The sequence below is a fragment of the Rhodospirillaceae bacterium genome (assembly GCA_028819475.1).
In the GTDB taxonomy this organism is placed as follows: Bacteria; Pseudomonadota; Alphaproteobacteria; order Bin65; family Bin65; genus Bin65.
In genome coordinates this window covers 141,869-168,061 of sequence record JAPPLJ010000050.1, presented here as the reverse complement: position 1 = coordinate 168,061, position 26,193 = coordinate 141,869, and the positions used below count along the sequence as shown (strand labels likewise).

22 protein-coding genes are annotated in these 26,193 nt (G+C 66.8%); 15 read left to right on the top strand and 7 right to left on the bottom strand.

What is annotated here, in order from left to right; all coding sequences use genetic code 11:
• The first annotated feature begins 54 nt into the window (after positions 1 to 54).
• Both OXM58_15205 and OXM58_15200 read left to right on the top strand, forming a co-directional pair.
• A complete protein-coding gene (locus tag OXM58_15205; GenBank protein ID MDE0149718.1) occupies positions 55 to 345 on the top strand; it encodes a hypothetical protein in 291 nt (96 codons plus the stop codon).
• Positions 346 to 521: 176 nt separating this feature from the next.
• Positions 522 to 1,745: an acyl-CoA dehydrogenase gene (locus tag OXM58_15200; protein ID MDE0149717.1), complete on the top strand. Its 1,224-nt coding sequence runs from the start codon at positions 522 to 524 to the stop codon at positions 1,743 to 1,745.
• Between the two features lie 234 nt (positions 1,746 to 1,979).
• Here the strand turns inward: OXM58_15200 and OXM58_15195 are convergent, their stop codons facing one another.
• The gene (locus OXM58_15195) at positions 1,980 to 2,126 is read right to left on the bottom strand and encodes a hypothetical protein (GenBank protein MDE0149716.1); all 147 of its coding nucleotides are present in this window, start codon (positions 2,124 to 2,126) and stop codon (positions 1,980 to 1,982) included.
• Between the two features lie 139 nt (positions 2,127 to 2,265).
• Between OXM58_15195 and OXM58_15190 the strand changes: the two genes are divergently transcribed.
• Genes OXM58_15190 through OXM58_15180 form a run of 3 tightly spaced genes read left to right on the top strand, consistent with a single transcriptional unit; the run spans position 2,266 to position 5,509 of the window.
• Complete coding sequence (locus tag OXM58_15190) at positions 2,266 to 3,156, top strand: IS1595 family transposase (GenBank protein ID MDE0149715.1); 891 nt, start codon at positions 2,266 to 2,268, stop codon at positions 3,154 to 3,156.
• The gene (locus tag OXM58_15185) at positions 3,153 to 4,058 is read left to right on the top strand and encodes a P63C domain-containing protein (protein ID MDE0149714.1); all 906 of its coding nucleotides are present in this window, start codon (positions 3,153 to 3,155) and stop codon (positions 4,056 to 4,058) included. The genes OXM58_15190 and OXM58_15185 overlap by 4 nt, the downstream gene beginning before the upstream one ends.
• Entirely contained in the window at positions 4,055 to 5,509 is a 1,455-nt protein-coding gene (locus tag OXM58_15180; protein ID MDE0149713.1) for a DNA methyltransferase, read from the top strand. Before OXM58_15185 ends, OXM58_15180 begins: the two co-directional genes overlap by 4 nt.
• 44 nt (positions 5,510 to 5,553) lie before the next feature.
• Here OXM58_15180 and OXM58_15175 read toward each other — a convergent pair whose 3' ends face one another.
• Entirely contained in the window at positions 5,554 to 6,597 is a 1,044-nt protein-coding gene (locus OXM58_15175; protein ID MDE0149712.1) for an outer membrane beta-barrel protein, read from the bottom strand.
• Positions 6,598 to 7,440: 843 nt separating this feature from the next.
• Here OXM58_15175 and OXM58_15170 point away from each other — a divergent pair.
• Positions 7,441 to 8,655 (top strand): terminase small subunit, encoded by a 1,215-nt coding sequence (locus tag OXM58_15170; GenBank protein ID MDE0149711.1) that lies wholly within the window; start codon positions 7,441 to 7,443, stop codon positions 8,653 to 8,655.
• A gap of 294 nt (positions 8,656 to 8,949) precedes the next feature.
• Here OXM58_15170 and OXM58_15165 read toward each other — a convergent pair whose 3' ends face one another.
• The 3 genes from OXM58_15165 to OXM58_15155 all read right to left on the bottom strand — a co-directional run bounded on the left by OXM58_15165 (position 8,950) and on the right by OXM58_15155 (position 14,123).
• Complete coding sequence (locus tag OXM58_15165) at positions 8,950 to 9,624, bottom strand: HAD-IA family hydrolase (GenBank protein ID MDE0149710.1); 675 nt, start codon at positions 9,622 to 9,624, stop codon at positions 8,950 to 8,952.
• Positions 9,625 to 9,687: 63 nt separating this feature from the next.
• Positions 9,688 to 12,165, bottom strand: coding sequence for a transketolase (locus OXM58_15160; GenBank protein MDE0149709.1), 2,478 nt, complete (start codon positions 12,163 to 12,165; stop codon positions 9,688 to 9,690).
• Between the two features lie 386 nt (positions 12,166 to 12,551).
• Complete coding sequence (locus tag OXM58_15155; GenBank protein MDE0149708.1) at positions 12,552 to 14,123, bottom strand: NAD(P)H-hydrate dehydratase; 1,572 nt, start codon at positions 14,121 to 14,123, stop codon at positions 12,552 to 12,554.
• 187 nt (positions 14,124 to 14,310) lie between these two features.
• Between OXM58_15155 and OXM58_15150 the strand changes: the two genes are divergently transcribed.
• The 9 genes from OXM58_15150 to OXM58_15110 all read left to right on the top strand — a co-directional run bounded on the left by OXM58_15150 (position 14,311) and on the right by OXM58_15110 (position 23,637).
• Complete coding sequence (locus OXM58_15150; protein MDE0149707.1) at positions 14,311 to 14,469, top strand: hypothetical protein; 159 nt, start codon at positions 14,311 to 14,313, stop codon at positions 14,467 to 14,469.
• Positions 14,470 to 14,639: 170 nt separating this feature from the next.
• Positions 14,640 to 15,110: a (2Fe-2S)-binding protein gene (locus tag OXM58_15145; protein MDE0149706.1), complete on the top strand. Its 471-nt coding sequence runs from the start codon at positions 14,640 to 14,642 to the stop codon at positions 15,108 to 15,110.
• An 87-nt stretch (positions 15,111 to 15,197) separates the two neighbouring features.
• Complete coding sequence (locus OXM58_15140; GenBank protein MDE0149705.1) at positions 15,198 to 17,555, top strand: xanthine dehydrogenase family protein molybdopterin-binding subunit; 2,358 nt, start codon at positions 15,198 to 15,200, stop codon at positions 17,553 to 17,555.
• An 87-nt stretch (positions 17,556 to 17,642) separates the two neighbouring features.
• Entirely contained in the window at positions 17,643 to 18,437 is a 795-nt protein-coding gene (locus OXM58_15135) for a xanthine dehydrogenase family protein subunit M (protein ID MDE0149704.1), read from the top strand.
• Positions 18,438 to 18,725: 288 nt separating this feature from the next.
• Entirely contained in the window at positions 18,726 to 19,673 is a 948-nt protein-coding gene (locus tag OXM58_15130; protein MDE0149703.1) for a MoxR family ATPase, read from the top strand.
• Positions 19,674 to 19,700: 27 nt separating this feature from the next.
• On the top strand, positions 19,701 to 20,960 hold the full coding sequence (locus tag OXM58_15125) for a VWA domain-containing protein (protein ID MDE0149702.1): 1,260 nt from the start codon (positions 19,701 to 19,703) through the stop codon (positions 20,958 to 20,960).
• The gene (locus tag OXM58_15120) at positions 20,936 to 21,280 is read left to right on the top strand and encodes an XdhC family protein (protein ID MDE0149701.1); all 345 of its coding nucleotides are present in this window, start codon (positions 20,936 to 20,938) and stop codon (positions 21,278 to 21,280) included. Before OXM58_15125 ends, OXM58_15120 begins: the two co-directional genes overlap by 25 nt.
• Positions 21,281 to 21,991 (top strand): XdhC family protein, encoded by a 711-nt coding sequence (locus OXM58_15115; GenBank protein MDE0149700.1) that lies wholly within the window; start codon positions 21,281 to 21,283, stop codon positions 21,989 to 21,991.
• A gap of 8 nt (positions 21,992 to 21,999) precedes the next feature.
• The gene (locus tag OXM58_15110) at positions 22,000 to 23,637 is read left to right on the top strand and encodes a molybdopterin-binding/glycosyltransferase family 2 protein (GenBank protein ID MDE0149699.1); all 1,638 of its coding nucleotides are present in this window, start codon (positions 22,000 to 22,002) and stop codon (positions 23,635 to 23,637) included.
• Between the two features lie 25 nt (positions 23,638 to 23,662).
• Here the strand turns inward: OXM58_15110 and OXM58_15105 are convergent, their stop codons facing one another.
• Together OXM58_15105 and OXM58_15100 are read right to left on the bottom strand one after the other, a co-directional pair.
• Positions 23,663 to 24,526 (bottom strand): 6-chlorohydroxyquinol-1,2-dioxygenase, encoded by an 864-nt coding sequence (locus OXM58_15105; protein MDE0149698.1) that lies wholly within the window; start codon positions 24,524 to 24,526, stop codon positions 23,663 to 23,665.
• Positions 24,527 to 24,604: 78 nt separating this feature from the next.
• Positions 24,605 to 26,119, bottom strand: a complete 1,515-nt coding sequence (locus OXM58_15100) for an AMP-binding protein (GenBank protein ID MDE0149697.1) — start codon at positions 26,117 to 26,119, stop codon at positions 24,605 to 24,607.
• Between the last annotated feature and the right edge of the window lie 74 nt (positions 26,120 to 26,193).

The window sequence follows — 26,193 nt, the reverse complement described above, 5'->3', positions numbered from 1 at the left end:
CCGCCCCGTAGCTGCGTGTGGACAGTGTGGCGCGTCCCCATTAGGATTGCGTTCATGGATGCCGATTTTGCCGGTTTCATCGCTCTCGGGGCATTGATCCTCGGCCTGTTCGCCTGGCTGCGGCAGGACATCCGTGCCCTGCGCGACGAGATGAACGGCAAGATCGACGCCCTGCGCGAGGAGATGAACGGCAAGATCGACGCCCTGCGCGACGAGGTGGGCGAACTGCGCGAACGGGTGGCGCGCATCGAGGGCCTGCTGGAAGCCATGTTCATGCGCCGCGACCTGACGCCCCTGCCCGAACCGCCCCCATCCGGCACACCGGACAAGTCCGAGGCCGCCTGAACCGGCCCGGCGGCGCGGCACTGCAACGCATCGTTGGAACGTCTCCGCCGGACCTGCGCCGCCCGGCCCCTTTTCCGGCCGGCCGGGCGAACCTAAACTCTCCGCGCACCGAGCCGGTTGCGCCGCCCCGATCGGGCGCCGTCCCTCCGGCCCGCCCTCACGAAGCCGAGTCCGCCATGAACATCGCCCTGCCGCCGCGCCAGATCGCCAAGGTCCCGCAGAACACCCATCCGCCGTTCCAGTGGGACGATCCCTTCCTGCTCGACAGCCAGCTCAACGAAGACGAGCGGATGGTGCAGCAGACGGCGCGGCAGTATTGCCGGGAAAAGCTCCAGCCACGGGTGCTGGAAGCGTTCCGCCACGAGCGCTTCGACCGCGAGATCATGACCGAGTTCGGCGCACTCGGCCTGCTCGGCGCCACCCTGCCGGAGCGCTACGGCTGCGCCGGCATGAGCTATGTCGTCTACGGCCTGGTCGCGCGCGAGGTCGAGCGGGTCGACAGCGGCTACCGCTCGGCGATGAGCGTCCAGTCCTCGCTGGTCATGCACCCTATCCACGCCTACGGCACCGAAGAGCAGCGCATGAAATACCTGCCGAAGCTGGCGACCGGCGAATGGGTCGGCTGTTTCGGCCTGACCGAGCCGGACCACGGCTCGGACCCCGGCTCGATGAAGACCCGCGCGGTCGAGACGGCGGACGGCTGGCGCGTCACCGGCTCCAAGATGTGGATCACCAACTCCCCCATCGCCGACGTCTTCGTCGTCTGGGCCAAGACCGACGACGGGGCGATCCGCGGCTTCATTCTGGAAAAGGGCATGGCGGGCCTGTCGGCGCCGAAGATCGAGGGCAAGTTCTCTTTGCGCGCCTCGCTGACCGGCGAGATCGTCATGGACGATGTCGAGGTGCCGCGAGAGAACCTGCTGCCCAACGTCGCCGGCCTCGCCGGCCCGTTCGGCTGCCTCAACCGGGCGCGCTACGGCATCGCCTGGGGCGCCATGGGCGCGGCGGAGTTCTGCTGGCACGCCGCCCGGCAGTACACGCTCGACCGCAAGCAGTTCGGCCGGCCGCTCGCCGCCACCCAGCTGGTCCAGAAGAAGCTCGCCGACATGCAGACCGAGATCGCCATCGGCCTGCAGGCCGCCCTGCGCGTCGGCCGCATGTTCGACGAGGGCAGCCTGTCGCCGGAGGCGATCTCGCTGGTCAAGCGCAACAATTGCGGCAAGGCGCTGGACATCGCCCGCACCGCCCGCGACATGCACGGCGCCAACGGCATCGCCGACGAGTTCGGCGTCATCCGCCATGTGATGAACCTGGAGACGGTCAACACCTACGAAGGCACCCACGACGTCCACGCCCTCATCCTCGGCCGGGCGCAGACGGGCATCCAGGCGTTTTCGTAGGGCGCTTCGTCCGACAGCGCGGCCGGGGCCGTCGGCCGGGGCCGCTCTCCAACTGTCCCGCTATTGCCGCCCCGGACGGAGCGCAGCGACGATCCGGGGCCCAGGGGCCACAGGACAGGGCCATCGGGTCGCTCCTGGGCCCCGGATCAAGTCCGGGGCGGCAAATTTGGTTTTCGAGAGACCGACGAACGAGCGGCGTTTGCGGTTTTCGCCGGCTTCCGGCTGCCGGCCGTCTCAGAAGGCCCAATGCACCGCAACGTCCAGGGCCTGGCGGCGGTAGCGGTATTTTTTCGGGTCAATAGTGATAGCCAATGCGCGGGTCGGTTTCATCCTGGCCGTCCAGGAGCGGTAACCGATCCGGATTCTCAGGTTTTCATCCACCCTGGCCTCGGCCCCGAAGCCCAGGTGCCAGTAAAAGTCGGACGGAATTTCCTAGTTTAAGGTCTTGACATTCCGCCCGGTAGTGGCTATATCAGTCTTGTCGAGAGATTGAAACAGCCCGCACACCGGACGGAATGCCATGAACATCATACAGATTTTCGAGCGGTTTCCCACCCAGGAAAGCTGCATCGCCCATTTGGAAGCCGCCCGCTGGCGCGACGGCAAGCCGACCTGCCCCTACTGCGGATCGCGCAACACCGCCAAGAGCGAACACCGTCACCGCTGCTACGACTGCAAGACCGGATTCAGCGTCACGGTCGGCACGATCTTTCACCGGACGCACCTGCCGCTTCAGAAATGGTTTCTGGCGATCACGCTGATGCTGAACGCCAAGAAGGGGCTGTCCGCCCTTCAGCTTTCCCGCGATCTTCAGGTCAACAAGAACACGGCATGGCGGATCACGATGCAGATTCGCAAGGCCATGTCGCAGGCCGGGCATCGCGACTTGCTCACCGGCATCGTTGAAATGGACGAAACGTACATCGGCGGGAAGCCGCGCAAGGGAACCAAGGGCGACGGGCCGGACGGGACGCACACCCGCGGCCGCGGGACCAAGAAGGCTCCGGTGATCGGCGCGGTCGAGCGTGACGGCAGCGTGACCGCCAAGGCAACCCGCAAGGACAAGATGAAGGGTAAGCACCTTCGGGCCTTCGTCCGGGAACGCGTCGATACTGGCAAAGCCGCCCTGATTACCGACGAATACACCGGCTACAAGGGCATGGCGAAAGTCCTGCCGCACGCCGTGATCAAGCATTCCGACTGGTACGTTGACGGCGACATTCACACCAACACCATCGAAGGCTTCTGGGCGCTCCTGAAGCGCGGGATGTTCGGCCAGTTCCACAGCGTCAGCCGCCGCCACTTGCAGCGCTACATCGATGAGTTCTGCTACCGCTACAACCTGCGGAAAGCGGACCCGCTGGCGGCCTTCGACCTGACCATCAACCGCGGATTGGGAGTTGCCCGATGAGCAAGAATAAGCCGCTGAAAGTCATCGCGGACGCACAGAATCATCCCCTCGTTATCGGGGGAATAGAAATCGAGTGCTATGTCTTGGAGGATGAAACCCGCGTTTTAAGCCGCGGCGGATTCCAAGCCGCCTTGGGTCGGCATCGAACATCACGCAAGCATCAATCGGATGACGTAGTCAACTTGCCCGCTTTTCTAGCGGCTGCGAATCTAAATCCCTTTATTCCCAAAGACTTAGTGACGGCGTCAACTCCGATTGCTTTTCAGGCGCCTTCACGCGGTCCCGTAGCTTACGGATTCCGAGCCGAGATACTGCCAGCGGTATGCAAAGTCTATGTGGAGGCGCGACGGGCCGGCGCGCTCTTGCCGTCGCAAATTCACATCGCAGAGCGCGCCGAAATACTCCGGGACGGACTTGGGCTATTGGGCATCATCGGCCTTGTCGACGAAGCGACCGGCTACCAAAAAATCCGAGATGATCGTGTCCTTGCGGCCATTCTGGAGAAGTACATCGCCAAGGAATGGCGACCATGGACTCGGACCTTCCCGCCGGAGTTCTATGAGCTGATTTTCAGTCTCAAAAAGTGGCCTGGCCCGGATGGAGTCAAGCGCCCGTCCGTTATCGGGAGGTACACAAACGACATCGTGTACGACCGCTTGCCGGACGGCGTGTTGGATGAATTGCGGCGGAAGAACCCCACCGTGAAGCCCGGCCAACGCCGCAACAGGCACCATCAATGGCTGACGGGAGATGTCGGGCATCCGGCGCTTCGCGAGCACCTGATCGGCGTTATGGCGCTGATGCGGGCGGCTCCGAATTGGGATGCCTTCAAACGAGCGCTTGTGCGCTCCTACAAGAAGCGGCACGAGAATGTGCCGCTGGCGCTCGGTGACGACGAATGAGCGCTCCAAATTGGAAGAACCGCACGCTGTTCGTCGCCGACAATATCCACATTCTCCGGGGCATGAACTCGGAGTCGGTGGACTGCATCGCGACCGATCCGCCGTTCAACGCAAAGCGGCTGTTCAACGCTCCGCTCGGCTCACGCTCCGCCGATCAACGGTTCGATGATCGCTGGCGTTGGGACGAAGTGACGGACGAATGGCAGGATTTGATCGCGTCCGATCATCCGGCGATCAAGGAGATCATCGAAGCCGCCGCCGTCATAGAGGGCGGTTCAATCGACCATCGCACCGGGAAGATCAGTACCGGGCGGGTAAAGAACTCCATCGCCGCCTATCTCGCCTACATGGCCCCGCGGATCGTCGAAATGCGGCGGGTCTTGAAGCCGACGGGCGTGCTGTTCATGCAGTGCAATTGGGAAGCCGACTCTTACCTTCGGCTGGTACTGGATGCCGTGTTCGGGCGCGACAAGATCATCAACGAGATCGCGTGGAAAAGTCATCCCTCGAAGGGCTTGGCCAGCCGGCGCCTGCCCCGCAATCACGGCACGATCTTCGCCTATGGCAAGACGGCAAAATGGAAGTGGCATCCGTCGCACGATCCCTACGACCTCAACGATTTAGATGAAAAGACCCTCAAGGCATACAAGCCAGAACCGGGCACCGGAAGACTCGTCACCTATGACAACTTGGTGAACCCGAACCGCGACCGTCCGAATCTCACCTATGAGTTTCTCGGGGTCACGCGGGTTTGGCGTTGGACCCGCGAGCGCATGGAAGCCGCCTATGCGGCGGGGCGCGTAGTCCAAAAGACGCCGCGCAGCGTTCCGCGCTTCAAGCGGTATCTCGATGAACAGCCGGGCAAGCCACGCGATGATGTATGGCTGGACGTTATGCAGCCGGAAAGCAGCGACTCCGAATGGTCAACCCGCAAGCCGATCGCGCTGTACCAACGGCTGATCGCGTGCGCCACCGATGGGGGCGATATTGTGTTCGATCCGTTCTGTGGCTGCGGAACGACTGCGGCGGCCGCAGAATTTATGGAACCGAAACGCCAATGGGTCGGTGTCGATATAGACCCCGTTGCTGAAACTGAAACCGACAAACGTTTGCAAGAGGCGGCGGGCTTGGACCTGGAGGGCCACGTTGCTCCGGTCCGCGTGCGGAAATCACTCAAGCGCAAGGACATCCCGTCGATCTCGGACGCCAAGCTGCGCCAAATCCTGTGGAACCGACAGGGGCGGCAATGCGTCAACCCCTACTGCGATTCCGAGGGCTTGCGGGCCGTCGATCTCGACCTCGATCATCGCATCCCGCATGTACGCGGCGGGGAGGATGACCAGGCAAACCGAATCGCGCTCTGCGGAAACTGCAACAGCCGCAAGGGCCGGAAGGCATGGGGACTGTTCTTGAACGAAGAGCGGGCGAAGCAGCCCCATCCCTCGCGGTAACGCTGGCCTGTCCCCTTCAGGATAACCAAAAACAAGACCTTAAACTAGGAAATTCCGAAGTCGGAAGACGAATCCCTGACAAACCTGTGGCCCTGGTAACCGCGATTATATTCCGCGTCGATCGTCCAGTAGCTCCGGCCGGCGCCCGCATAGGCGAACGGCTGCACCGGGCCGTCGAGCGGCAGGTAGAACAGCCCGGAAAGCGCGACGTTCCACATGTCCAGCTCGACGTTGAAGATAGCGTTCCACACAAAGCCTCGAGACGAGATTTTCCCGACCTCGGCCTCGAGGGCGAACCACTCGTTGAACCGGTAGCCGCCATAGATGCGCGGGCCGGAAAAATCCAGTTCGGCCGAGAGGATGTTGTTGTCCTCCCGTTCCGAATGCAGTGTGTTGATGCCGCCGCCCAGATACCATCGCCCGGAATCTGCGGCAGGGCGGCCGCCGCTCTGCCCGGCCGACGACGGCCGCTTGCCGGCCGCCCCGAAGGCCCAGTGAACCGCAACATCCAGGGACTGGCGGCGCCAGCGGTATTCGTTCGGGATATGGGGCCAGTTCTCGGGCGGTTCTATCCTGGCCGTCCAGGAGCGGTAGCCGATCCGGATCTTCAGATTTTCGCCGACCCTGGCTTCCGCCCCAAATCCGATATGCCAGTAAAAGTCGGAAGACGATTTCCTGGAACGTCTGTAATTCGGGTTATTGCGCAGGAATTCCGCGTCGATGGTCCAGTAGCTCCGGCCGGCGCCCGCATAGACGAACGGCTGGATCGGGCCGTCGAGCGGCAGATAGACCAGCCCGGAAAGCGCGACGTTCCACATGTCCAGCTTGGCGTCGAAGAGATCGGTCCACAACTGGCCCCGAAACCCGGATTTCCCGACCTCGGCCTCGAGGGCGAACCAGTCGTTGAACCGGTAGCCGCCATAGATGCGCGGGCCGAAAAAACCCAACCGCGTGGAGAGGCGACCATTATCTTCCCGTTCCGAATGCAGCGAATTGATGCCGCCGCCCAGATACCAGTATTGGGCCTGGGCCGGCGCGCAGAACAGCAGCAGGGCGAGCAGAACGCCGAGGGAGAGCCGGAAACTCACTATGACCCCTCCTGAACGGGAGATCGAAAGAACGGGTTGACGCCGACCCGCGCGGCGGCCGGACGTCACGAAGACGGCCGCCGGCGTCAGTTGTTCGGCGTCGAAATCGCCGGGACGATGCACTGCTTCGATTGTGCCGACCTCAACGGCTGCAGGATGCAAAGGCCATTAGCTAGCAAATCTTCCATAAAATTTGCGTATTGTTCGGAACAGTATTCATATCGTTTGTATATTTTTTCGCGGCAGCGGCCTGCCATTTCGTACGCGGTGACGGAACGGTGCGAGCCGGCGACGGCGGTTTGGTGCCTGTCCGCCCGGAGCGCCTTCCCCTGCAATTTCCGCTGCGGAGAGCTGCAGGAATGCCGGGCGGTCCCCCTCCCCTCGGGATTCCTTTGCGGAAGGGACGCTGGCCCGCCAACCGCCCCCTATTGCTTCCCCGGACGGAGCGGAGCGACGATCCGGGGCCCAGGGCCACAGGCAGAGGACTTTCGGGTCGGCTCTGGTCCCCGGATCGCCCCTGCGGGGCGTCCGGGGCGGCAAGGGGAAGCGCCCGCAGAACCGTACTGCCCGCCCGTCGTTCGGACCGGCCGTCCCCTCACCGTCATCCCGACCGAGCGGAGCGAGCGGAGGGATCCCGGCTCGAACCCGACGAACGGATCCCGGAGTCCGGCGACGGGATTCTTCCCCTTCGACTTCGCTCAGGGCAGGCTACTTCGCGGACTGGCGTCCGCTCCGGTCGGAATGACGGATGGGGTTTGTCGGGGCAGAGGAAAAATTGTTGATTATCATGTTTTTTTCCTATATCTTCAAAAGGAACATTTATCAAACATGAGGAAACCCGTCATGTCCCGGCCCTTGTCCGACAACCCGGCCGAAACCGCCTCGGAGGCTTCGCCCGCTGCGCCCCTGCCGGCCCCGCCCCTCACCCAGCGGCAGGAGGAGTTCTGCCGCCATTACGCCGCCACGGGCAACGCCGCCGGGGCGGCGCGGGACGCCGGCTATGCCGCAGGCTCGGCGCGCCAGACCGGGCACGAGCTGCTGGAGCGGCCGGCGGTCGCCGCGCGGGTGCGGGCGATCCGGGCGGCGTGGCGGACGGTCGAGCGCGAGGAGGCGCAGATCCTGCTCGGCCGGCTCGAGCAGGCCTGGGACGCCGCGGTCGAGAAGGGCTCGGCGTCGCTCATGCTCCGGGTCATCAGGTTGCAGGCCGACCTGTCCGGCCTCGACCGGCGCAGCGCCCACCGGCGCGCCGGCCTGTGGCCCCTGCCCATAGACGTGCCGGGAGAGGACGCACGACCCGACGCAGGAGAATCCGGTGCCGCCGGCCCGTTGGCCGAGGCGGTGCGCCGGGGCCGGCACCGGACCGAGCGGGCGCTCGCCGCCCACCGGGCGAGCCGCAGGGCCCTGGAGCGGCGCAAGGATTTCGACGAGGCGGCCTGGCTGGCGACGGCCCAGCGCCTGCACGCCACCGTCGAGGAGCGCCGGCCCCGCCGTCCGGTTCGGATGGACCGCAGGCCCGCGCCCGCCATGACGAATCCTGACATTTCCTTACACGGGGCCTTACAGGGGTCCGCACATCCCGCCGCGGACGCGCCGATGCCGGACAGCGCGCCGGGCGCCCCGGCCCCGACAAATCCTGACATATCCTTACACCGGGCCGGCTTGCTGCCGACGGAGGCGGAGGACCGCGCCCGCGGACCGGCCGGCGTACCCATCGCGCCGGACAGGCCGTTCTTCCCGTTCTTCACTGACGCGGACAGGGACGACGGCGGCGACAGCGCCGAGGAGGCCAGGGCGGCCGCGGCGGCCGAGCGGCAGGACCGGGACGCGGATCCCGAAGAACGCTGGACCAGGGACATGCCGGGCGCCGTTGGCATCCTGCCGCCTGCCGGCGAGCCCTGCCCGATCGAGCGCCGCGCCGCCGAAGAGGAGCAGGACTATCTCAAAGAGCTCGCCCGCACCCGTCCGCCGCTGGAAAACCGGACCGCCGGAATGTATCTCGCCGAATTCGACTGGGTGCGCCCCTGCCGCGGAGAGGAACCGGACCATGACGGACCATGACGAATCCTGACAATTCCTGATGGCCGTCTTGTTGCCCAACCCTCGATTGCCGCCCCGGACGGAGCGCAGCGACGATCCGGGGCCCAGGGCCTGCCCTGAGCATGTCGAAGGGGCCACCAGTCGAGGCCGTGCCGGGCGACTCTGGGCCCCGGATCGGGGTCCGGGGCGGCATCATTGGTTATCGGGGGGTTATCGGGGGGTTATCGGGGTATTGGGGCGGCAACGAAAAGACCGGCATCCGGAGTTTCCGGGTTGAACGGTCGTACAAGAATGATGAAGCGGGCGCCCCGAGCCTCAGCGCAGCGGGAAGCCCACCGCGGCTTCCAGTTCGGCCAGTGCGGTATCGGGATCGGCGACCTTGATCGTGGTCATGCCCAGCTCGCGCGCAGGTTTAAGATTGACGCCCAAATCATCGAGATAAACTGCGTTTCTCGGCACGACCCCAAGCGCGTCGCAGGCCATCCGGTAGATGCGCGGATCGGGCTTGCGCAGGCCGGCCTTGCTGCTCTCGATCACATGATCGAACAGGGCGAAGACCCTGGCGACCTCGGCGGCGAGCGCGGCGCCGCCCCCGCCGTCCCCGTCATCCCCGTCGCCGAGCACCATGGTCGGGCCTTCGCCGGCGGCGACGTTGTTGGTGATGCAGCCGACCCTGAGCCGCGCCTTGCAGGCCTTGAGCGCGGCCACCATTTCGGGGCGCAACCGCCTGGCCAGCAGGGCAATGACCTCCCGCCCGCCGACCGGATGGCCGAGCGCGGCGCTTTCGGCGCGAAAGGCGGCGTCGAATTCGTCCAGGCCGATGGCGCTGCGCTCGAACCGGGCCCAGGCGTTGTCCAGATGGTTTTGTGCGTTGACCGTTCGCAAAAAATCCCGCGGCAGGCCGCGTTCCGCCTCGAAGCGGTTGAAGGCGGTGAACGGGCTGTCGGTCAGCACCCCGCCGAAATCCCAGATCACCGCCTGAATGGCCATGGACCCCTTCCCTGCCGCCGGCCCGTTGCAAGCCCAATCGCCGGAACGCAGGGAGGCGTAGCGTCAGCCGGCCAGCCGTTCCAGACCGATTTTGGCGCAGGCGTCGAGGATGGCGTCGGTATCGATGCGGTGGGCGCGGTAGAGATCGGGGATGTCCGCCGATTGCCCGAAATGCTCGACGCCCAGGCTGTGGGTGCGGTGGCCGTAGACCGCGCCGAGCCAGCTCAGGGTCGCCGGATGGCCGTCGATCACCGTGACCAGCCCGGCGTCCGGGGCCAGAGGCGCGAGCAGATTCTCGATATGGGACAGGGCGTTAGGCGGCGAACTTCCGGCGATCGGCGCGGCGGACTGGCGCGCGCGCTGGGCCGCGGCCCAGCCGGCGTTCAGCCGGTCGGCCGACGTGACCGCCAGCAGGCCGGCGCCGGGGATGTCCTCGGCGAGCGCCTCCCAGGCGGCCATGGCCTCCGGGGCGACCGCGCCGGTGTAGACGAGCGCCAGCTCCGCCCCGGCGGCCGGCGCTTTCAGCCAATAGGCGCCGTCGACGATATTCCGCCGCAGCGCGTCGCCGACCGCCCGGTCCGGCTGGGCCAGGTCCCGGGTCGAAAGCCGCAGGTAGACGCTGCCGCCCTGGGCGTCGCGCAGCCAGCGCCGGCCGCGGTCGACCGAACCGTCCCGTTGCAGATAATCGAAGGACCAGGCCATCAAAACCGCCAGTTCGTCGGCGAATGCCGGCTCGAAGGCCGCCAGACCGTCCTGGGCCATGCCGATCAGCGGCGTGCCGACGGATTGATGAGCCCCGCCTTCGGGCGCCAGCGTCACCCCGGACGGCGTCGCGACCAGCAGGAAACGGGCGCCCTGGTAGCAGGCGTAGTTCAGCGCATCGAGGCCGCGCTGGATGAAGGGATCGTAGAGCGTCCCGATCGGCAGCAGGCGCGCCCCGAAGGTCTCGTGGGACAGGCCGAGCGCGGCGAGCAGGATGAACAGGTTGTTTTCGGCAATGCCAAGCTCGATATGCTGGCCTTCGGTCGACTGGCGCCATTGCTGGGCGCTGACGACCTTCTCGTCCCGGAACGTGTCGCCCCGGTCGCGCCGGTCGAAGATGCCGCGCCGGTTCACCCAGGCGCCGAGATTGGTCGAGACCGTCACGTCCGGCGAGGTCGTGACGATGCAGTCGGCGAGCGGTTCGTCGCCCCGCGCCAGGCCGTCGAGGATCCGGCCGAACGCCGCCTGGGTCGAGAGCGCCCCGCCCTGCCCGGCCGGCCCCGGCGTCGCGATCGCCGGGACGGGGACCGGCGGCGCCGACGTGCGCCGCGGGTAGCGGACGGCGAACGGAACCGAATCGAGAAAGGCGCGCAGGTCTTCGGGATCGACGTCGAGCCCGGCGACCCGGTCCCATTCCTCGCCCGGTGCGATACCGGATTCTTCCCTGAATCCAAAGATTTGCGCCTCGTTCATCAACCCGGCATGGTTGTCCTTGTGGCCTTCGAACGGCAGGCCGAAGCCCTTGATGGTGTAGGCGATGAAGCAGGTCGGCCGGTCGTCATCGATGGCGCGGAACATCGACCGCACAGTCGCCATGTCGTGGCCGGCCAGGTTGGTCATCAGCCGTTGCAGGCCGGCGTCGTCCAGTTCGCCGAGCAACGCCCGGATGCCGCGCTCGTCGCCCAGGTCGGCCAGCAGATGCTCGCGCCAGCCCTTCGTGCGCCCGTCGTCCGGCGCGCCGCGGGCCAGCGCGCCGCCCTTGTAGCACAGCGCCGCGTAGAGCGAGTTGGGGCAGCTGTCGATCCACGCGCGCAGCGCGCCGCCGCCGGGCCGCCGGAATGCCGCTTCCAGCAGCGAACCGTATTTCGCCGTTACGACGCGCCAGCCCATCGCTTCGAACAGCTGGTCGAACCGGCTGTAGAGCTGGTCGGTAATGGTCGAATCGAGGCTCTGGCGGTTGTAATCGATCACCCACCAGACGTTGCGGATATCGTGTTTCCAGCCCTCCAGCAGCGCCTCGTAGACATTGCCCTCGTCCAGTTCGGCGTCGCCGACGACCGAGACCATGCGCCCGCGCGGCTGCCCGTCGGGCAGGCGGTTCTTGACGTGCAGATAGTCCTGGACCAGGGCGGCGAAGCTCGTCATCGCCGCGCCGAGACCGACCGAACCGGTCGAAAAGTCGACGTCGTCGGCGTCCTTGGTCCGCGAAGGATAGGATTGCGCGCCGCCCAATGCCCTGAAATTCTTGAGGTTTTCGAGACTCTGGCGGCCCAGCAGATACTGGATGGCGTGAAAGACCGGGCTGGCGTGCGGCTTGACCGCGACCCGGTCCTCCGGCCGGAGAATGTCGAAATAGAGCGCGGTCAGGATGGTCGCGACCGACGCGCTGGAGGCCTGGTGGCCGCCGACCTTCAACCCGTCCCGGTTCGGGCGGATGTGGTTCGCGTGGTGGATCGTCCAGCTCGACAGCCACAACACCTTGCGCTCGAGCGCGCGCAGCAGGCGCAGCCGGTCGGGCGCGGCCGTTTCCGCCGGCATCGGATCGGGTGCAGACACCATCGCAATGCTCCGTTCCCCGAACGGTACGGATTCCGGACGGCGGCCAGTTTATGCCGATTTGGGCCGGACTGCGGAAAGAAATCGCGTTGGCGCGCCCGCCGGCGCCAACGCCGTGCCGATACGCCTGCTCGTGCAAGTCCTGCTCCTTGAAATGAACATTCAAATTCAAGCAAGAGCCAAATAATGCTGAAGACGGTGCCAAGAATGCTGAAAAACGAAGTACCCCGTTTGGAAAAATTAAATGGAGCGCGGGTACCGATTCCGAAACCTGGAGAAGTCAAGTCCGTGGAAGGACTTAAACCTGTATTTCGCTGTTTTGCATACAATATACCGCCGACAAGGCTGTTGGACCCGCGGACCGGCGCGGCGGCTTGCGGCGCTGCGCCCTATCGGGACCGTTCCCGGCCGAATGCGGCGGACGCGGCTTCCGACAGCCGGTCCGGAAGATCGTCGGCCAGAAGACCCGTCCCGCACAGCCGGGCGGCCTCGGCATGGCACCACACCGCGGCGCAGGCCGCCTCGAACGGCGGCATCGCCTGGGCGCGCAGGCCCGCGACGACGCCGGCCAGGACGTCGCCGGTCCCCGCCGTTGCGAGGCTCGGCAAGGCGTTGGCGTTGATCGCAACCCGTCCGTCCGGTGCGGCGATCACCGTGTCGTAGCCCTTGTGGACGACCGTCGCACCGGCTCTTTCGGCGACGCGGCGCGTCCGCTCCACCTTGCCGGCGCCGGCATCGTCCGGCCCGGCGATCCGGGCAAATTCGCCGCTATGGGGCGTCAGGACCGTTCCGGTGCCTGCCGGTCCGGATTCGCCGCCCATAGTGGATACAACGGCGGATATTGCATCGGCATCCAGTATACAATCCACCGGCAACCGGGCGATCTCGACCAGTTTTCGCTGCCGTCCGGCAGTGCGGCCGAACCCCTGACCGGCAAGTATTACTTGCACCTTCCGATCGCGGCAGAATTGCTCCAGATCGTCGATTCCCCCCAGTTTCCGCCGCAGAAAGGCTGCCGGAAGCTGCGCGTCGAAGAATGGCCGGACCGCCGCATCGTCGTCGGAAAACCAGCCGACCGTCACGATGCCGGCGCCGGACCGCGCGGCGGCGCGCGCCGCCAGCGCCGACGCTCCGGGCATGTCCCCGGCGACGACCAGGACATGGCCGCGGGTGTATTTGTGGTCCCCGGGCGACGGCGGCCGCACAGCGTTTCGCCACAGGGCTGGCGCATTGACGACGGTATTCGGCGCGATCGCGTCCAGCACGCTCTCTGCAATGCCGATGTCGCGGACAGCCAGGGCGCCGCACATCTCCCGGCCCGGCAGCAGAAAATGGCCCGGTTTGGCGCGGAAGAAGGTGACCGTCAGGTCGGCCGGCGCGACCGGCCCGCGGCAGGCGCCGCTGTCGCCGTCCACGCCGCTCGGCACATCGACGGCAACGACCGGCACGCCACCGCTCCGGCGCCGTTCTGCCGTCCGGACGAGCAAGTCGGCCGGCGTCCCGGATACCGGCCGGGTCAGGCCGGCGCCGAACAGGGCATCGACGATCAGCCCGGCCCGGTCGAGGCCTTCGAGGCCTTCCGCCGCCCATTCGGAGGTTTCGGCAGATGTCCCGCCGGCCCCGGCCGCCTCTATCCATCGCTCGAAAGCGGTCCGGGCGTCGCCGCCCAGCCGTTCCGGGCGTGGCGCGTGAAACACCGAGACGGGCCATCCCGCTTCGAGCAAAAGGCGTGCAATTACAAAGCCGTCACCGCCGTTGTTGCCCGGCCCGCACAGGATTGCGGCCGGCCGGGGCCGCCAGCGCAGGCGGATTTCGCGCGCCACTGCCGCCCCGGCCGCCTCCATCAGGTCGATGCCCGGCGTGCCGGCTGCAATCGCCGCGCGGTCGGCAGCGGCCATCTCCACCGTCGTGAGCAGGCAATGGGCGTGCCTGGCGTTAGCTGCCTTGGCGTTTGCTGTCATCGTCCGCATCTTCGCGACAGGGGCGTGAATCGCACGATTCCGGGGTTGCCGGAGTCGCGCGCCTCCGCCCGTTCCCGACCGGCAGAAAAGCGCCTACGGTGGCCCGGCACAATCCGCAAATCGCCCCGCAATTCGCCCCACACATCGTCGGGGCCGGGGACCCGCCCGGAATACAGCAGCCGCAACCATGCCCGACGAACCTCCGCCCGCATCCGGTGGCGCCGAACCTCCCGACCCCGATTTCCCGGCCCGGCCCGGCCTGTCCGGCCGGATCTGGATTCCCCTGCTCGGCGCCGCCCTCGTGCTCCTCCTTCTGGCCGTCGACCGGGCGCCGGTCTCTTTTTGAAAGGGGCAAGCTTTGCCGCGGCGTTTCCCGCCATTCGCGGCTTGACGCTACCCGCCCCCGCAATAGACTAATGCCAGTGGTCCACGGCGGCCGACGGGGCAGGCGCCGGAAAGCGCCTGTCCGCACCCCGCGGTGAAATCTGTGAAACGTGTTTCTGGGAGAAGCGCTTCATGACTGTATCTGTCTCGTTGACGGTTAACGGCGAGGCCGTTTCCGCCGACGTCGAGCCGCGCACCCTGCTGGTGCAGATGCTGCGCGAACAGCTGGGTCTCACCGGCACCCATGTCGGCTGCGACACCAGCCAGTGCGGCGCTTGCGTCGTCCATGTCGACGGCGAATCGGTCAAGGCCTGCACGTTGCTGGCGGTCCAGGCCGAAGGCGCGGAGGTCAAGACGATCGAGGGCGTTGCCGACGGCGACACGCTGCACCCGATGCAGCAGGCGTTCCACGAAAATCACGGCTTGCAGTGCGGTTTCTGCACGCCGGGCATGATCATGAGCGCGCTCGACCTGGTGAAGAACAACCCGGATCCCAGCGAACGGGATATCCGCGAGTGGCTGGAAGGCAATCTGTGCCGCTGTACCGGCTACCACAATATCGTCAAGTCCATCGACGCCGGCGCCCGGGCGATGCGCGGCTAGCGCCCGCCGGATCGTTCCAGACGCGAACCGACGCAATCCGGATCGTCCCAGAATGGACAGGACCAATTCGAGCGCAGTGAGGAATTCATGACCGAGCAAGGCATCGGCGCTGCAGTCGCGCGCCGCGAAGATCGCCGTTTCGTGACCGGTCAGGGTCACTATACCGACGATATCAACCGCAGGGGGCAGACCCACGCCTATTTCGTGCGTTCGCCCCATGCCCATGCGACGCTCAACGGCGTCAACACCGATGCCGCCCGGGCGATGCCCGGCGTGCGCGGCATCTTCGTCGGCGAAGACATGGCCGATGTCGGGCCGCTGATCTGCGGCTGGGCCATCACCGATGTGAACGGCGAGCCGCACAAGGCGCCGCCCCACCCGGCGCTGGCCGTCGGCAAGGTGAACTATGTCGGCGACGCCGTCGCCGTCGTGATCGCCGATACCCTGGAGCAGGCCAAGGATGCCGGCGCGGCCGTCGAAGTCGACTATGGCATCCTGGACGCCGTGGCCGATCCGGCCCGGTCCATGGCCGCCGGCCAGCCGCAGATCCATGATGAGGCGCCGGACAACCTCTGCTACGAATGGGCGCTCGGCGACAAGGCGGCCATCGATGCCGCGTTCGACGGTGCGGCCCATGTGACGTCGCTGGAATTCGCCAACAACCGCCTTGTGCCCAACGCCATGGAGCCGCGGGCCTGCGTGGCCGAATACGACGACGGCACCGGCGAATACACCCTCTTCATCGCGTCCCAGAACCCGCATGTCCACCGGCTGGTGATGTCGGCGTTCCACGGCCTCGCCCCGGAGCACAAGCTGCGCGTGGTGGCGCCCGACGTCGGCGGCGGCTTCGGCTCCAAGATCTTCATCTACGCCGAAGAAGTCGTGGCAACCTGGGCTTCCGCCCGGATCGGCAGGCCGATCAAGTGGACGGCGGAACGCAGCGAAAGCTTCATCGCGGACGCCCATGGCCGCGACCATGTCACGAAGGCGGAGCTGGCGCTCGACTCCGGCGGCAAGTTCCTCGCCATGCGGGTCGAAACCATCGCCAATATGGGGGCCTATCTCTCGACCTTCTCCTCGGCGGTGCCGAGCTATCTCTACGGCACGCTGCTGGCCGGCCAGTACACGACCGGCGGCATCTACTGCAACGTCAAGACGGTCTTTACCAACACCGCGCCGGTCGATGCCTATCGCGGCGCCGGGCGGCCGGAAGCCGCCTATGTCGTCGAGCGTCTGGTCGAGACGGCGGCGAACGAGACCGGCCGGGATCCGGCCGAACTGCGCCGGATCAACTTCGTGCCCGGCGACGCCTTCCCCTACGAGACGCCGGTCATCATGCAGTACGATTGCGGCGATTTCGCCGGTTCAATGGACCAGGCGCTGGATCTTGCCGGCTACGGCGGTTTCCAGGCCCGCAAGGCGGAATCGAAGGCCAACGGCAAGCTGCGCGGCGTCGGCTTCTCCTCCTACATCGAGGCGTGCGGCGTTGCGCCATCGGCGGCGGTCGGCTCTCTGGGCGCCGGTGTGGGTCTCTGGGAATCGGCAAGTATCCGTTTTAATCCAACGGGTAACGTCCAGTTGCTCACAGGCTGCCACACCCACGGTCAGGGCCATGAAACGGCCTATGCCCAGATCGTCGCCGACAAGCTCGGCGTGCCCTACGACCAGGTTGACGTCATTCACGGCGATACCGCCAAAACACCGTTCGGCATGGGCACCTACGGTTCCCGTTCGGCCGCCGTCGGCGGTTCGGCCATTGTGAAGGCCGCGGACAAGATCATCGAGAAAGGACGGAAGATCGCCGCCCACGCCCTAGAGGCGTCGGAGGACGATATCGAGTTCGCCGGCGGCAACTTCACGGTCAAGGGCACCGACAAGGCGATGAACATCGCTGAGGTCGCCTTCACCGCCTATGTGCCGCACAACTATCCGGAGGGCCTCGAGCCGGGGCTGGAAGAATCGGCGTTCTACGATCCCCTCAACTTCTCCTTCCCGGCCGGCACGCATATCTGCGAAGTCGAGATCGATCCGGAAACCGGCTCGGTCGCGATCGACAAATACGCTGCCGTCGACGATTTCGGCGTGGTGATCAACCCGCTGATCGTCGAGGGCCAGGTCCATGGCGGGATCGGCCAGGGAATCGGCCAGGCCGTGCTGGAGCATGCGGTCTACGACAGTGCCGGCCAGCTGATCAGCGGTTCCTACATGGACTACACCATGCCCCGCGCCGACGACGTGCCGAACTACGACGTCGGCTTCAACGGCGTACCGTCCCCGCTCAACCCCCTTGGCGTGAAGGGCTGCGGCGAGGCCGGGGCCATCGCGGCGCCGGCGGCGGTCATGAACGCGGTACACGACGCGCTGCGCGATGTCGGCGTCGGCCATATCGAAATGCCGGCAACCCCGTTGCGCGTCTGGCAGGCGATTCAGGACGCAGCGGCATAGACGCGGCGGGACAGGCTGAATTCATCGAATCGGAACGGAAAATTCGGAACGCATCGGGCCCTCACCCGGGCAGGAAGGAACCAATCCATGTACAATTTCGAGTACAAGAAGGCCGGCAGCGTCGATGAAGCCGCCGGCATTGTCGGCGCAGACGACGAGGCAAAGCTGCTCGCCGGCGGGATGACGTATATCCCGACGCTCAAGCAGAGGCTCGCCGCACCGACGACCGTCGTCGACCTGAACGGCGTCGGCGGCCTGGACGGCATTGCGGTCGACGGTAACGGCGTGACCGTCGGCGCCCTGGCCCGGCACGCCGCGGTCGCCGCATCCGCGGACGTCGCGGCGGCCATCCCGGCCCTGGCCGACCTGGCGAGCCACATCGGCGACCCGCAGGTGCGCAACCGCGGGACGATCGGCGGCTCGATCGCCAACAACGATCCGGCCGCGGATTATCCGGCCGCTCTTGTCGGCCTCGGTGCCACCGTGCAGACCAACAAGCGGAACATCGCGGCGGACGACTTCTTCACCAGCCTGTTCGAGACGGCGCTGGGGCAGGACGAGATCGTCACGTCGGTATCGTTCCCGAGGGCCGGCAAGGCCGCCTACATGAAATTCCCGAACCCGGCCTCGCGCTACGCCATCGTCGGCGTGTTTGTCGCCCAGGCGGCAGACGGCGTCCGGGTTGCGGTGACCGGCGCCGGCCCGTGCGTGTTCCGGGTTGCGGAGATGGAAGCCGCCCTCGCCGCGAACTGGTCGGCCGACGCGGTGGCGGGCATCGGCATCTCCGCCGACGGCCTCAACGAGGACATCCACGCCAGCGCCGAATACCGCGCCCATCTCGTCACGGTGATGGCCAAGCGCGCCGTGGCGAAGGCGGGGTAGCCTGCCTTTGCCCGCAGCACCCTCCCCATTCACGGGGAGGGTGAAACGGCTGCTCTTACTTCTTGTTTTTCGGGAGAAAACACCGTATCGGGCATGCGTTGACCGAACGGTACGGACCTTGATCGGCGGCTCAAGTGCCGGAGACAGGCTCGTTACCGGGGGAGGCGGGAGTCGAAACCTCCGCGCCGAAGTGTGCGCCACCCGAACATCTCCCGTCTCTCCCGAACGAATGCTCAAATTTCGTGGCAGCAAGACGGGCTGCCGACCGTGTTCCGTTCTGGAATGAGCATGTCAAAAATAACCGCCCTGCCCGATTCCGTCGACGCAACCGAGAAATTGCTCGCCGCCGGCGCCTATGTCGCCGACCGGTCGCTGGCGACGGCCCTCTATCTGGCGCTGAAGCTCGGCCGGCCGCTGTTCCTGGAGGGCGAGGCCGGCGTCGGCAAGACGGAAATCGCCAAGGTGCTGGCAGGGTGCCTCGGCCGCGACCTGATCCGGTTGCAATGTTACGAGGGGCTGGACGTTTCGAGCGCGGTCTACGAGTGGAACTATGCCCGGCAGATGATCGAGATCCGGCTGGCCGAAGCAACCGGCGATGCCGGCGGCCGGACCGGGCGGGCGGCCCTCACCCGGGACGTGTTTTCCGAGGAATTCCTGATCAAGCGCCCCCTGCTCCAGGCGTTGGAGCCGCGAGAGAGCGGTCCGCCAGTGCTGCTGATCGACGAGCTGGACCGGACCGACGAACCCTTCGAGGCCTTCCTGCTGGAGGTGCTGTCGGACTTCCAGATCACCGTGCCGGAAATCGGCGTCTTCGGCGCCGATACGCCGCCCGTCGTCGTCATTACCTCGAACCGGACGCGGGAAATCCACGACGCCCTGAAGCGACGCTGCTTCTACTATTGGGTCGACTACCCCAACGCCGAGCGCGAACTGGAAATCCTCGGCAAGAAGGCCCCGGAAGCCGGCGAGGCGCTGCGCCGCGATGTCGTCGCCTTCATTCAGAAATTGCGCGATGTCGACCTTTTCAAGCTGCCCGGCGTCGCCGAATCCATCGACTGGGCCCAGGCCTTGGCCCAGCTCGACGTCGTCGCCCTGGAGCCGGATACGCTCAACGCCACGCTCGGCACGCTGCTCAAGTACCAGGACGATATCGAACGCATCCGCGGCAGCGAAGCCATGCGAATCCTCGACGAGATTCGCACCGAGGCCTCCCTCAACCGGGTGCGCGGGTCCTAGGGCAGCGAGACCGGACCGGACGCCGCCATGCCGTTCGATACCCCGCCCGACCCGGAACGGTCCCGCCGCGGCGGCGACCCGGGCGGCGGCCGCCTGCCGGAAAATATCATGCACTTCGCCCGGGTGCTGCGCGCCGCCGGCCTGCCGGTCGGCCCCGGCCAGGTGATCCGGGCGGTCGAGGCGGCCGAGGCGGTCGGTATCGGCACCCGCGACGACTTCTACTGGACGCTCCACGCGGTCTTCGTGAACCGCCGCGACCAGCGCGACCTGTTCGACCAGGCCTTCCACGTCTTCTGGCGCAATCCGCGGCTGCTGGAGCGGTTGATGTCCGTCATCCTGCCGACAACGGAAGCGCCGGCGGACGAGGAACGGGAGGAGATGTCGCGGCGGCTCGCGGAAGCGCTGAAGGGTCTCGCGGAAGCGGCGGGACAAGCGCCGGAGCAGGAGCGGGTCGAACTGGACGCCGTGATGACCTGGACCGACCGCGAGGTCCTGAAGAGCCGCGATTTCGAGAAGATGTCGCAAGCCGAAATCGATGCCGCGAAACGGGCGCTGGCCCGGATGCGCCTGCCGGTGGAGCGGGTGGCGACGCGGCGCTACCGGTCCGACCCGGCCGGTCCGCGTATCGACATGCGCCGGATATTGCGGCGCAGCGTGCGCAGCGGCGGAGACACAATCCTGCTCGCGCGCAGGCGGCGCAAGACACGGCGGCCGCCGCTCGTGGTCCTGTGCGATATCTCCGGTTCGATGAGCCGCTATTCGCGCATGCTGTTGCACTTCCTGCACGCCGTCACCAACGACCGGGACCGCGTGCACACATTCCTGTTCGGCACGAGGTTGACAAACGTCACGCGGTATCTGCGCTACAAGGATGTCGACGAAGCGCTCGACAAGATCGGCCAGGTCGCCGAGGACTGGGACGGCGGCACGCGCATCGGCCAGACACTCGGCGAATTCAATCGACTGTGGTCGCGCCGGACCCTCGGTCAGGGCGCCATGGCGCTCCTGATTACGGACGGGCTGGACCGGGATGGCGGCGCCGGGCTGGAGCGGGAAATGGACCGGCTGCACCGCAGTTGCCGCCGGCTGATCTGGCTCAATCCCCTGCTGCGTTACGAGGGGTTCGAGCCCAAGTCGGCCGGCATCCGGGCCATGTTGCCCCATGTTGACGACTTCCGTACCGTGCACAATCTGGAGAGCCTGGAGCAGTTGAGCGCGGCGTTTGCCCAGCCCGGAGCCCGGCAGGACAGGAGCGTGACCCGATGGCTGCCGATGCTGAGACCCTGACGCTGTCGAGCGACGAGGTGTTGCGCCGGGCGGCGGCGTGGCGGGATGCCGGCAAGGACGTGGCCATAGCCACGGTCGTCAACACCTGGGGATCGTCGCCCCGTCCGGTCGGCAGCCAGCTCGCGGTCAGCGGCGCGCAGGAAATGATCGGCTCCGTTTCGGGCGGCTGCATCGAAGGCGCGGTGGTCGCCGAGGCTCAGGACGTCATCCGCAGCGGCGCGCCCCGGCTGCTCGAATTCGGCGTTGCGGACGAGGACGCCTGGGCGGTCGGCCTAGCCTGCGGCGGCCGGGTCGAAGTGTTTGTCGAACGGCTCGACTAGATGGACCGGAACCTGATCGACAGGCTCGCGGCCGCGAAGGCCGGGCACCGCCCGGTTGTCGTTGCGACGGATCTGGCGTCCGGCGAAAAGACCTGGATCGAGGGCGGATCCGCCGCCGGGCCGGTGCGCGTCGACGAAACCCTGCTCGCCGCCGCCGACACCGCGCAGCGCGACGACAGGAGCCGGACGATCGAGACAAACGACGGCCGCCGCCTGTTTCTGCATGTCTTCAACCCGCCGCTGCGGCTCCTGATCGTCGGCGCCGTCCATATCGCGCAGTCGCTGGCGCCGATTGCCGCGCTTGCCGGCTATGCCGTGACGGTCATCGATCCCCGGGGTTCATTCGCCACCGCAGACCGGTTTCCGGGTGTCGTCCTGACCGACGACTGGCCCGACGAGGCCCTGGCGGCGCTGAAGCCCGACGCGCGCACCGCGATTGTTACCCTCACCCACGACCCGAAACTCGACGATCCGGCCCTGCACAGCGCCTTGCGTTCCCATTGTTTCTATATCGGCTCCCTGGGTTCGCGCCGGACCCATGCCTCGCGGGTCCAGCGGCTGCAGCAGGCGGGTTTCGGCAGCGATGAGATCGCCCGCATTCGCGGGCCGATCGGCCTCGACATCGGCGCAACGTCGCCGGCCGAAATTGCGCTCGCGATCATGGGCGAAATCACGGCAACGCTCCGCAGACCGCAGGCGAAAGCCGCCTGACCGGAACGATGGAATTCGGTTCCGTTCCGATACAGGAGGCCGAAGGCGCCATTCTCGCCCACGCCGTCAGGACGGCTGCCGGCCGCCTCGCCAAGGGTCGGAGGCTGACGAAAGACGACCTCGCCGCCATTGCAGGCGCCGGCTTCGACAGAATTGCGGTTGCCCGCCTGGACCCGGACGATCTGGACGAAAACGATGCCGCCGCGCGCATCGCCGCCGCTCTCGCGTCCGACAGTTTGCGCGCCGGGCCGGCCGCGAACGGCCGCTGCAACCTCTATGCCCGGCATGCCGGCCTGGCCCTGATCGATGCCGCCGGCGTCAGTGCAGCCAACCGGATCGCGGAATCGCTCACCCTGGCGACTCTGCCGGCATTATCGCCGGTGGTTCGCGACCAGCTCATCGCGACCGTCAAGATCATCACCTTCGGCGCGCCGGCCGCAAGCGTCGAACGGGTCGCCGGCGCCGCCGCGGGTACGGTATCGGTTGCCGCATACCGCCCGCAGACCGCAGCGCTGATCCAGACACGATTGCCCCACACGACCGCCGGGCTGCTGGCAAAGACCGAGCGTTCGACCCGCGAACGCCTCGCCCGGGTCGGCGCGGCCGTGACCCATGTCCGAACGACGGAACACCGCGAAGACGCTCTTGCCGATGCTCTGGCACAGGTGGCCGCGGCTGCCGACCTGATTGCCGTGATCGGCGCATCGGCCATCGCGGACCGGCGCGACGTCGTCCCCGCAGCCATCGTCGCAGCCGGCGGAACCGTCGAGCATTTCGGTCTGCCGGTCGATCCCGGCAATCTCACCCTGCTGGCGCGGATTGGCGAAGCGACCGTCGTAGCCATGCCGGGCTCGGCGCGCTCGCCCCGGGAACAGGGCTCCGACTGGCTGCTCGAACGGCTCGCCGCCGGCCTTCGGGTCGATGCGGAGACCATCGCCGGTTTCGGCGTCGGCGGCCTGCTCAAGGAAATCCGCTCCCGGCCCATGCTGCGCGACCGCGAGCCGCCGGGCGCGCAGAAACCCGAACCGGTCGTCGACGCCATCCTGCTGGCGGCCGGGCAATCGACGCGGATGGGCGCACGCAACAAGCTGCTGGAGCCGGTCGGCGGCGAGCCGATGATCCGGCGGGTGGCGGCAGCGGTCCGCAGCGCCGCAACCCGCCGCCTGATCGTCGTGACCGGCCACGAAGCCGGCCGGGTGCGCGATGCGCTCTCGGGCCTGGATTGCGCCTTCGCCGACAATCCGGACTATCCGTCAGGCATGGGCTCGTCGGTCGCCGCAGGCGCGCGGGCGGTATTCGAAACGCCGGACCCGCCGGACGCCGCCATCGTTTGTCTTGGCGACATGCCGGACATCGCGCCGGCCATGCTGGATGCCCTTATCGCCAACTACGATCCGCAGGCCGGCCGCACCATCGTTGCCGCCGCCAGCGGCGGGCAACGCGGGAATCCGGTGCTGTGGGACCGGCGCTTCGCCGACGACCTGGCGAGCCTGGGCGGCGACACCGGCGGGCGGGACATCCTGCAGGAGCATGCCGGCCAGGTCGTGACCGTGGAAATGGACGACGACGCCGTGCTACGCGACCTCGACACGCCGGAAGCGTTCGACGCCTACCGGGACAGAACGGGCGGCGATCCGGCCGGCTGAGCCGCTCGGGCCGCAATACCGAAACTCAATTGGCAACCAGCACGAAGTCGTATTCGACCTTCTGGTAAGGCGCGGTCACGCCGTAGGCGCTCGCCTCCTCCGCATCGGCGGTCTCGTCGAAATCCACCCGCAGGGAATCGCGCACGGCGAACACGGCGTCGCGGTCGATCCAGTCGTCTTCGCCGGGGAACAGTTCCGTCACCAGCGGGAGATAGCCGTCGGCGTTGATCCAGATATGATAGTGCGCCGGCCGCCAGGCGGTGCGCGAGGTCGCGCGCAGGATCTCGCCGGCCGGTCCGTCGTCCGGCACGGTGTAGGACACCGGTTTCACCGTGCGCACGCCGTATCGGCCGTCCGCTCCGGTGAACTGGTGGCAGCGCAGGTTGGGCACCGCCCCCTCATGGCTCTCCTGCACGTCGTACAGGCCGTTCGACTGGGTCTGCCAGAAATCGAGGCGCGCGCCTTCGACCGGTTCGGACTGTTCGTTGAGCACGCGGCCGGTCAGCACAACCTCCGTGCCGGGGTCGTCGCCGGCGAGATTGCCTTTGAGCGGGACTTCCGGCGCGCCGCCGACGAAGAACGGGCCGAGCGCGCTGTATTCCGTCCCGCTGGTCACGCCGCGGCCCTTGATCATGTCGACCAGCGACGACAGGCCGAGAATATCGGAAGTCAGAATGAACTCGTTGCGCTCCGGCGTCGAAATCTTGCCGGCATCGTAAAGATACTGGATGCCCCGCATCCACTCGTCCTGCTGCAAGCCCACTTCCCGGGCAAAGGCGTGCATATGCTTGACCAGGCTGGTCATGATCTCCTTGAGCCGCGGGTCCTCGGTCCCCTCCATGGTCTGGAGCACGGCTTCGGTGATGTTGTCTTCCTGCAGATTGCGCATCGGTCTTTCCCTGCCCTTGCGTTTCCTCGTTCGGCCTATAGAGACGCGACGACCGCGGGCCGTCAATGCCCGGTCCGGTTATCCGGTGTAGATGTTCGTATACCGGTCGCGCAGGGCATTCTTCTGGACCTTGCCCATGGCGTTGCGCGGCAGTTCGTCGACGATGAAAAGCCGCTTCGGCTGCTTGAACCTGGCCAGCGTGTCCGCCAGGCCGGCAAGGAGCGCTTCCGGATCCAGGTCGGCCGACCCGTCGGGCACCACCGCTCCGGTCACGCCCTCGCCGAAATCCGGATGGGCGATGCCGAACACCGCGGACTCGCGAACGCCCGGAAGCGCATCAAGGCATTGCTCGACCTCTTTGGGATAGACGTTCAAACCGCCGGAAATTATCAGGTCCTTCGCCCGGCCGACGATGGCGACCCGGCCGGTTTCGTCCATCGTCGCCATGTCGCCGGAAACGAAAAATCCGTCGGGCCGGAACTCCTCCGCGGTCCTGTCCGGCAGGCGCCAGTAACCGGAAAACACGTTCGGGCCGGTCATCTCCAGCACGCCGACGCCGCCCCGCGGCACTTCGCGGCCGGCCTCGTCGGCGATGCGGACGGACACGCCCGGAAGCGCAAAGCCGACCGTGCCGGCGACGCGCTCTCCGTCGAGCGGATTGCTGCACGCCATGCCGACTTCCGTCATGCCGTAGCGCTCCAGAATCCGCTTGCCGGTCCGGCTCTCGAAGCCGGCGAAAGTCTCCTCCAGCAGGGGCGCCGAGCCGGAAATGAACAGGCGGACGTTGCGGGCGGCCTCTGCGGTGAATTCGGGCGTATCGAGCAGGCGGGTATAGTAGGTCGGCACGCCCATCATGACCGTTGCATCGGGCAACCGGGCAATCGCACTTTCCGCAGCGAATCCGTTCTGGAAAATGACCCGTGCTCCGCTCAGCAACGCGCAGTGCAGCGCCACGAAAAGGCCGTGTACGTGATAGATCGGCAGGGCGTGCAGCAGCACATCGCCGCCCGTGAAGCCCCAATAGTCCCGCAGAACCAGGGCATTGGACGCCAGGTTGCCGTGGGTCAGCATCGCGCCCTTGGGCCGGCCGGTCGTGCCGGAGGTGTAGAGGATCGCCGCGAGATCGTCGGCACGGCGCACCGCCGCCGGTCCGGCGGGCCGCGCCCTTTCGGCGGCTTCGTGAAGGGTGCCCGAACCGTCGCCCAGAGTCAGGACGGCGCCTACACCGGCCTTGCGCGCCAGCGCTTCGGCCGTCCCGCGATCCGATTCCCGGCACACGAAGACGGCGGGTTCGGCATCCGAAAGGAAAAAGGCGATTTCCGGCGCGGTATAGGCCGTGTTCAGCGGCACGAAGACCAGCCCGGCGCGCAGGCAGGCCAGGTAGAGCATCACGGCGTCCGGCGACTTGTCGACCTGGGCAACGACGCGGTCGCCCGCCATCGCGCCATGTGCGGCGAGCGCCGTGGCAATCCGGGCCGCCCGCCCGTCGATTTCGCGATACAGGACCGGCGCCCCGCCCTCGACGTCCAGAAACACGGCGGCAGGATCTGCCGGAAACTGCGCCGCGATCAGCGCGTAGAGATTGTCGGACATGTCTTTCCGAAGGCGGCCTGGCATTTCACGCATACAGTCCTGCCGCAGCGGTCCGCTCAAGCGGGCAAATCGCC